The 7785-nt window shown below is 46.1% G+C and carries 9 protein-coding genes; 4 read left to right on the top strand and 5 right to left on the bottom strand.

Features of this window, described 5'->3' with window-relative positions:
• Positions 1-195: transposase (locus tag J7J01_06005; protein MCD6210429.1), on the top strand; the 195-nt coding region annotated here is incomplete at its 5' end.
• Positions 196-442: 247 nt separating this feature from the next.
• On the opposite strand, the gene J7J01_06010 is transcribed toward J7J01_06005, so the two are convergent.
• Genes J7J01_06010 through J7J01_06030 form a run of 5 tightly spaced genes read right to left on the bottom strand, consistent with a single transcriptional unit; the run spans position 443 to position 4245 of the window.
• The gene (locus J7J01_06010; protein ID MCD6210430.1) at positions 443-640 is read right to left on the bottom strand and encodes a hypothetical protein; all 198 of its coding nucleotides are present in this window, start codon (positions 638-640) and stop codon (positions 443-445) included.
• Positions 631-1914, bottom strand: a complete 1284-nt coding sequence (locus J7J01_06015) for a radical SAM protein (GenBank protein MCD6210431.1) — start codon at positions 1912-1914, stop codon at positions 631-633. Before J7J01_06015 ends, J7J01_06010 begins: the two co-directional genes overlap by 10 nt.
• A 23-nt stretch (positions 1915-1937) precedes the next feature.
• Positions 1938-2669 (bottom strand): uroporphyrinogen-III C-methyltransferase, encoded by a 732-nt coding sequence (gene cobA, locus J7J01_06020; GenBank protein ID MCD6210432.1) that lies wholly within the window; start codon positions 2667-2669, stop codon positions 1938-1940.
• A 24-nt stretch (positions 2670-2693) separates the two neighbouring features.
• Positions 2694-3173, bottom strand: coding sequence for a crossover junction endodeoxyribonuclease RuvC (gene ruvC, locus J7J01_06025; GenBank protein ID MCD6210433.1), 480 nt, complete (start codon positions 3171-3173; stop codon positions 2694-2696).
• A gap of 16 nt (positions 3174-3189) precedes the next feature.
• Positions 3190-4245: a phosphatidylglycerophosphatase A gene (locus tag J7J01_06030; GenBank protein MCD6210434.1), complete on the bottom strand. Its 1056-nt coding sequence runs from the start codon at positions 4243-4245 to the stop codon at positions 3190-3192.
• A 74-nt stretch (positions 4246-4319) separates the two neighbouring features.
• On the opposite strand from J7J01_06030, the gene J7J01_06035 reads away from it, so the two are divergent.
• Genes J7J01_06035 through J7J01_06045 form a run of 3 tightly spaced genes read left to right on the top strand, consistent with a single transcriptional unit; the run spans position 4320 to position 7614 of the window.
• Complete coding sequence (locus J7J01_06035; protein MCD6210435.1) at positions 4320-6320, top strand: aconitate hydratase; 2001 nt, start codon at positions 4320-4322, stop codon at positions 6318-6320.
• Positions 6317-7135, top strand: a complete 819-nt coding sequence (locus J7J01_06040; GenBank protein MCD6210436.1) for a hypothetical protein — start codon at positions 6317-6319, stop codon at positions 7133-7135. The genes J7J01_06035 and J7J01_06040 overlap by 4 nt, the downstream gene beginning before the upstream one ends.
• Complete coding sequence (locus tag J7J01_06045; protein ID MCD6210437.1) at positions 7096-7614, top strand: hypothetical protein; 519 nt, start codon at positions 7096-7098, stop codon at positions 7612-7614. Before J7J01_06040 ends, J7J01_06045 begins: the two co-directional genes overlap by 40 nt.
• Positions 7615-7785: the final 171 nt, after the last annotated feature.

Below are 7785 nucleotides of genomic sequence, written 5' to 3' on the forward strand. Positions count from 1 at the left end.
TTGGACCTGAACTGGTTCAGGAAAAAGATAACCAAGGCTGATCTGGAGGAAAAAGAGTTCAAATGGGGATATTCTTCGTCAAAAGGCTACTATATAGGTTATAAACTCACCATGGTCATAGAATATCCCTCTTTGATGCCTGTTGCTTTCTTACTCCATCAAGGATCGCCAAATGATGCTAAGCTGTACGAGTAGATTTTAGAAGAGCTAAAAAGGAGAAGAATAGCTAGAGATGGAGATACAATCATATCTGACAAGGGATATTATGGATACAAGAATTATACTATGGGGATTTCCAGAACCAAACAAATGTGTGAGGCAATAGTTAATTGACTCATATACGTTTTCAGGAATATATGCCATGCCATCTTTCGAGATTCTCTTCTCTAACTCCTCTACTACATCTTGCTTTGGTTTACATACAATTATCCCTTCCGGACCATTATACTCCATACCATTCAAGACCTAACTCTCGGAGTATTGGCTTTGCTCTGCTAAATATCTCTCTAAAATCCATTCTTTCACTAAATATCACGTTAGAGATTAAATGGTCGTTTACTTCCCCCATGGAGAATTTTTCTTTCTCGTTCTCATTTATAATGTGCAAAATACCCCGCTTGATTGCCTCTTCTATTTCCATTTTCGCTCACCTAAGCTTGTCTGAAATAGATTTCTGCTCCACCGCCTGTAATCACTCAATCTCCACGCACCCGCCTTCTTCAGGTCTGATATACCGCATACTGGCTCTTTATCGTCATTCGAGAAATGGCATTTCAAACAGTTACCATCACAGCCCGGAACCGGCTCGAACCGCTTACCATCTCCTATTCTCACGTAAATCGGTACATCAATACCCTCACAATTATTAGAATTAGGACTCATGAACTCCTTATTCAACCCTCTAAGCTTCTTACCACCAAGCGACTCAAACTCCATACACAGCCCCATCGTCACATTATTTCTATCGCAAATCTCACGCATCGTTCTGAACAGCTTTCTCCGGTATTCTATATCCGCATGAAACCGCCCGCTTATCACCTCGCTATATAACCCCTCCAGCTTCACCTTCAATTTCGGTATTTCAGACCCAAACCTCTTCTCCAGCTCTTCATAAATTTCATACTTCATCGCTCTCGGAACATCCATACAGCTCGTTATTATATGTTCCGCACCAGCCTCAACCACTGCTCGCACCAAATCCTCCAGCTCTTCTCTATCGTCGGTCACAAAAGGAATTATCGGGTCAATTCTGCATACTGCGAACTTGTCTTCGTTCGCAAGCCTCTCTATATTTCGCAGCAGTTCATCCGTTGGCGCACCCCCAGCCATCAGTCGCTGTTGCTTATCTTCGTCCAGCGTAATAATAGAAACTTCACCAAACGAATGCTCCTGCTTCTTTATCAATCTCAGTGCGGCATCGCTTATTCGCCCTTTCGTGGTGAACTGCACCGGTATATTGCGGTCAACGAACTGCTTTATTATCCTCTCACTCAATTCGTATTTACCATTTATCGGCTGGAAAGGGTCAGTAACCGGTGAGAGATACCCGCAACTCGCAACTCTTATGCTATCCAGTTGCCTCGCCACTTTCTTATCAAAATCCTTGAATACCGTAACCACCCTCTGTTCTCTAAATAGCCTGAAATAGCCACCTAACGCATGTGAATAACAAAACAGACAGTTATGGCTGCACCCGTTATAAGGGTTTATTAAGAGTTTTTCGGAGGTGCACTCCCTGTTACCATCCGGTTCTATCCCGTTCCACCACCCGTGTAACTCTTTGTTTGACTCAATTAATATATGCGGTAGTGGCGATTTTATAACCTCAAATTCTTTGGATACCCGCCTGAATTCTACGGTTATCTTATTGTTATTGTTATTGAAGTTGCTGTTGCTGTTACTATTACTATCCATACCCCATATTTTTCGATTTTAATTTAAAGCTCGCTCAGTTTTTCCCTTATTCGCACCACATCCCCTACCACGATAACCGCAGGTGGCTTCACCCCCTCGCTTCGCGCTACTGTAACGATGTTATCGAGTGTTCCGGTTACAATTCGGGCATCGGGAGTAAAACCCTTTTCAATAACCGCTACCGGCACATCAGAACGCAATCCGTGCTTCAGAAGCAGCGCAACATTGGTGGCGAGATTGCCCACACCCATCAGTATAACAAGTGTGCCCTTCAAATTCGCTATTGCATTCCAGTTGAGGTTCTCTTCTTTTTCTTCCATCTCGTGTCCTGTAATAATAGTGATGGACGAGGAAACGCCACGATAGGATAGTGGTATAGAGAAAGAGGCTGGAACGGCAATCGCGGACGTTATCCCTGGTACCACCTCGAATTCAATGCCATGCTCCTTAAGATATACTGCTTCCTCGCCTCCTCTACCAAATATGAATGGGTCACCACCCTTCAATCGCACCACCTTGTCATATCTCGCAGATAAATGCACCATGAGTTCGTTTATCTCATCTTGAGAGAACTTATGCTTTTTCGAGGTCTTACCGGTATCTATAACCTTCTTACCCGGTGGAATCAGCTCCTTTACTCCCAGCACCAGATTGTCCACCAGTATCACATCAGCTTCTTTTATAAGCCTGTATGCCTTCAAACTCAGCAGTTCCGGATCGCCCGGTCCCGCTCCCACAAGATACACTTTGCCCATGACTCTCTTTTTATTTTATTTTCTCTATAATTCCTTCTCCATCAAGAAGATATGAGCGGTTGCGATAGCGAGTGCATCGGTGACATCGTCGGGCTTTGGTGTCTCAGAGAGCCGAAGCAGTTCCTTCATCCTGACTGCTACTTCGCTCTTCGTCGCCCTGCCATAGCCTGTAATAATGTTCTTCACCTCTGAGGTGTTGTATTCATAGGCAGGTAGTCCTGATACAGCAGCCGCGAGCAGGCACACACCCCTCGCCTGCCCCACGCTCAATGCTGTCTTAACATTTGCATTGAAGAATATCTTCTCTATCGCCATCCGCTCGGGTATCACCTCCTTTATCACTGCGAGCAAATCCTCATATATCGTCTTCAACCTTTCAGCCCGTGATTGTCGCGGGGTCGTCCGTATGCAGCCAAACGCTACGGGATTCAGAACACCATCTGTGCTCTCCACCACTCCCCAACCTGTTATCGCTGTCCCAGGGTCTATTCCTATTACACGCATCTCAAACCATACCCTACTATTCCTGCAGCATCCGGGTCATACAACCTGCGATTAATCCGCCAATGGCGTCATCCATGAACACCCCAAGGCGACTTAATATCCCCGGTTTCCTCGTATCATAATAAAAGAAATTGAATAGTGCTCTCTTACCTCCTATGTATTCAGCAATGTCCATTCCGATAAGCTCATCAGCCACAATAGAAGCTGCATCTGTCTCACCTGCTCGACCTGCCCTGCCTTTCTTTATCTCTTCCTCTTCTGCGTGCATCGCCGCTGCCAGTAGAAGTGCAACATTTGTATCTGCCGATTCCTTCTTTATCCTCGATTCCAGTCTCTTGGACAGCTCTTCTAAATCCTCCTCCTCGCCCACCGCTGGTACATAAAGTTCCAGTGCTGTTTTCACCATCTCGTTCAGACTGATGCCACGTTCCTCCAGTCGCTTCAAGATGGGTCTATCAGCCTTTAATGCATTGTGGGATGCCAGGGCATCCTTTACACCTTCTCTTACCATTTCATACACACTCTTACCCAATTCCGTGCCCTTACCTGCGAAGACCTCCTCCTCTTCTTCTCCTCTTCCTCTATTCACACAGGCAACTGCCACAGAATCGGTAACGTCACCGGTGAAGAGGCTTCCTGTGCGGTCACGCACATCGAGGTCATAGAAAGCAGCAGTCTTTGCCTCCGTTGCCACTATCAACACATTTGCCATTGCTGATTGAGACAGTCGCTTATCAATCGTTAGAATAATATTCACGGTGGAAGAGGTGGTGGCTGCAGATGTAGATATACCCGCAGTTATAATAGCCGATATATTGCCTCTGTTTATTATTCGCGCATCACTCATAGGTACCGCAGTCATCATGCCTACTGTCTCCTTCGGGCTCAAATTGTTCGCCTGGAGGAACGAATCGAAGTATTGGAATGCATCACCATCAAAGCTTGATGGTACCTCCAAATTTACTATCGTTCGTGCACTTCTAGATCCACCATTGTAGAATGCGGAACTGAGCACATTGAAATCACCATGCACTGCTATATAGCCACTTGACTCCTCTATCTCTATCTTCATCTCTTATCTATCTCGCTCTCTTAGATTAGATTGAATTAAATTAAGAAAAGAAAGGACAAATAAATTATTAAGTTATGGGAGGAAGAGGGAGTCTAAGCATAACGAGGCAGATAATAGAGGAACACCTGGTGGAGGGTAAGTTCGAGCCAGGAGAGGAGATAGCGCTCAAGATAGACCAGACATTGACTCAGGATGCAACTGGGACGATGGCATACCTGCAGTTCGAGGCGCTTGGCATCACAGAGGTAAAGACCGGGTTATCTGTGAGCTATGTTGACCACAATACCATCCAGTCAGGATTTGAGAACGCCGATGACCACCGCTACCTGAAGTCAATTGCTGCTAAGTATGGCATTGTATTCTCGAAGCCCGGGAACGGAATCTGCCATCAGGTCCACCTTGAGAGATTCGCCATTCCGGGTAAGACGCTGCTTGGCTCTGATAGTCATACGCCCACTGCTGGCGGTATTGGTATGATTGCAATTGGTGCAGGTGGTCTGGATGTGGCAATGGCAATGGGCGGCAGTCCTTTTTACCTATCATGCCCTCATGTGATAGCTCTTTACCTTAATGGGCAGCTCAGCCCGTGGGTAACGGCGAAGGATGTGGCGTTAAAGGTTCTGGAACTGTTCACCACGCGTGGTAATGTTGGTCGTGTGTTTGAATACATGGGTGAGGGCGTAAAAACTCTATCCGTCCCGGAACGAGCGACGATAGCGAACATGGGTGCTGAATGCGGCGTTACAACCTCTGTATTCCCCAGCGATGACAACACGCTTCAATTCCTACGAGCACAGCACAGGGCTCACGACTGGATTGAACTCAAAGCCGACGATGATGACCCCGACAGCGATGACTACGAAGATAGCGTTGAGATAGACCTGAATGAGATTGTTCCACTTGCTGCTTGCCCTCATAGTCCCGATAACATAAAGCCCGTGGCAGAACTGGAGGGCATGGAGGTAAATCAGGTATGCATAGGTAGCTGCACCAACTCCTCTTTTAAAGATCTGATGACCGTTGCGAAGATGCTGGAAGGTAAGAAGGTCCATCCAGATGTGGAGTTGGTAGTTGCTCCGGGCTCCAGACAGGTGCTTGAGAATATCGCTATGGCAGGAGGATTGACTTCACTCATCAATGCCGGAGCACGAATTGCTGAATGCACCTGCGGGTTCTGTATCGGCAATAGCTATTCACCAGCAACAGATGCCGTATCATTACGAACGAGTAACAGGAATTTTATGGGGCGTTCAGGCACAAAGAGTGCGAAGGTCTATCTTGTAAGTCCGGAGACAGCCGCTGCGGCTGCTATCGCTGGCAGAATTACAGACCCGAGAGAACTCGGATTGAAATATCCCGATATTGAGCTACCAGAGCAGTTTTATATAGATGACAGTATGATTCTCCAGCCTGCACGCACCAGCGCCACAGGAGTAGAGGTGGAGGTAGAGGTATATCGCGGTCCAAATATTGGCTCTCCTCCTTCGTTCTCTCCACTACCTGATACCATCTCAGGGCTCGTAACGATTAAAGTCGGCGACAATATCACTACTGACCATATAATACCAGCAGGAAGCAGGATGAAGTATCGGTCAAACATAGCGAAGTATGCGGAGTTTGTATTTGAACCGCTGGACAGGCAGTTTTATAAGCGAGCGAGCGAGACCATGAGAAAAGGGAAGCATAATATCATCGTAGCGGGCGATAGCTATGGTCAGGGCTCATCGCGTGAGCATGCGGCTTTATGTCCCGCATTTCTGGGTGTAAAAGCTGTGATTGCAAAATCGTTCGAGCGTATACACATGGCAAATCTCATTAACTTTGGTATCCTGCCCCTCATCTTCGATACCAAATCTGACTACAATCTGATAGACAGAGGCGACGAGCTGGAGATACCGAATATAAGGCGGCGGTTATCGAATAATGAGCAGATAGCAGTGAGAGATAAGAGTAAGGGAGGGCATGAATTCAAGGTCTGTACCCAACTAACGAAACGAGAGCGGAGCATCATCCTCGCGGGTGGCTTGCTACCATATATAAAAGAAGGTATAAAAGGTGGAGGTGAGCGGGGATGAAAGCGCCAGAAGACCTGTTACGACTGATCAACTTCTGCAAGACTATACAACGTGCGGATACCGACCCATTTGACCTGGACGTAAAGAGATTCCTCACGATACTTAGAGAATATGTAAGGAGATGGAAAAGTATAGACGACCTTATGTTAGATGCAGAAGCGATGTCCGAACTGACAAAAGTGATAGAATTGCAATGTGACTGGATAAAAGACCGTTCAGCATCTTTCTACATTGACCCTGCTTTAGTCGAATTCAAATTGAAGCTTATGGAACCAGCTCAGCTGGCATCTGCATTCTTTAAAGCATGGCATCCCATTGTATCACTGGACAGAATCACACCTGAGCGATTGAAACAGGGTCTCAATTACTGGAACGCACTGGCACCACTGAGTCAACGAAAGAGTGCTTTTGGTGACGTTTCAACACCAGAAACAGGTACATTCAAACTGGATGATTTGATTGTACTCCACATTTTGTCCCGAACTGAATTTCAGGAACAGATACAGGAGGTACTGAATGAGCTTGAAGCCCGAGGCAGAACGGAATACCATGATTTTGTATATGGCGATAGTTTTGAAGATAGTGTAAGAAAAGCATATCTAACCAGTTATATAGTAAGCGAGGGTAAAGCAGAGCTTGATATCGAACCGCTGGAAGAGAAGGTATTTATCAGCCTCTGCAGTCAAAGTGGCGGTAGTAGCGGTGAGGGTGAAGAAGAATGTCCAGATGAGAAACGGTCCATTCCTATTGCGATAAGCTATGAAGATTGGGTGAAATGGAGCAAGAAGAGAGAGCAAGAGCAGAGCGGAAGGTGAAGAAAGCAGCTCAGCTATTATTCTTCCGTCGGCACAGAACGCCAGGCGTTAAAGGTTGGGAACTCAAGAAAGCATTGGGTGAGGATTACGTGGAGATAATTGAGATTCTAAACTCCATTCTGCTCAAACTGGGGATGGAGGTGAGACGGATAAGTGAGGGCGAAAAATCGGAGAATGAGAGGTTTGTGGTTGTACTCAAAGACCTTCTGACTGATAAAGCTTCAGGCATCAGGATAGACGATGTGGCTATACTCTCTGCCACGTTAGCATATATCATCTCGAAGCAGGGGAAGGCATCAAGGAAATCGGTTGAGGATTTCCTGACTGAGAAATTCCCCAGACGCAGAGTTCTACGCGCTCTGGAGCGATATATCATGCAGGGCTACTTGAGGGAGGACGAGAACTTACTCTATATTGGATGGCGAACGCGTGTGGAAGTGGATAGTAAAACACTGATGGACTTAATTCTTGCATCGTAAATATATTATAGCATCGAAATCTTTAACCCCCACCACCAACCATTCACAAAAGATCATCATATCAGTCTCCAATCCATCAAAAGAGAAGCTATAACGATGCTGAAGGTCGTGATACTCGCAATGTGCTTTGAAGGAGATATAACCTTCGTAATAAGCGAATTAAAGGCTAAA

Source organism: Methanophagales archaeon (assembly GCA_021159465.1).
In the GTDB taxonomy this organism is placed as follows: domain Archaea; phylum Halobacteriota; class Syntropharchaeia; order Alkanophagales; family Methanospirareceae; genus G60ANME1.

Coding starts and splice junctions, on each gene's coding strand:
- ruvC (MCD6210433.1), bottom strand. CDS start 3,173: ATGCGTGTAATAGGAATAGACCCTGGGACAGCGATAACAGGTTGGGGA.
- J7J01_06010 (MCD6210430.1), bottom strand. CDS start 640: ATGGAAATAGAAGAGGCAATCAAGCGGGGTATTTTGCACATTATAAAT.
- J7J01_06015 (MCD6210431.1), bottom strand. CDS start 1,914: ATGGATAGTAATAGTAACAGCAACAGCAACTTCAATAACAATAACAAT.
- J7J01_06045 (MCD6210437.1), top strand. CDS start 7,096: ATGGAGCAAGAAGAGAGAGCAAGAGCAGAGCGGAAGGTGAAGAAAGCA.
- J7J01_06035 (MCD6210435.1), top strand. CDS start 4,320: ATGGGAGGAAGAGGGAGTCTAAGCATAACGAGGCAGATAATAGAGGAA.
- J7J01_06040 (MCD6210436.1), top strand. CDS start 6,317: ATGAAAGCGCCAGAAGACCTGTTACGACTGATCAACTTCTGCAAGACT.
- J7J01_06030 (MCD6210434.1), bottom strand. CDS start 4,245: ATGAAGATAGAGATAGAGGAGTCAAGTGGCTATATAGCAGTGCATGGT.
- cobA (MCD6210432.1), bottom strand. CDS start 2,669: ATGGGCAAAGTGTATCTTGTGGGAGCGGGACCGGGCGATCCGGAACTG.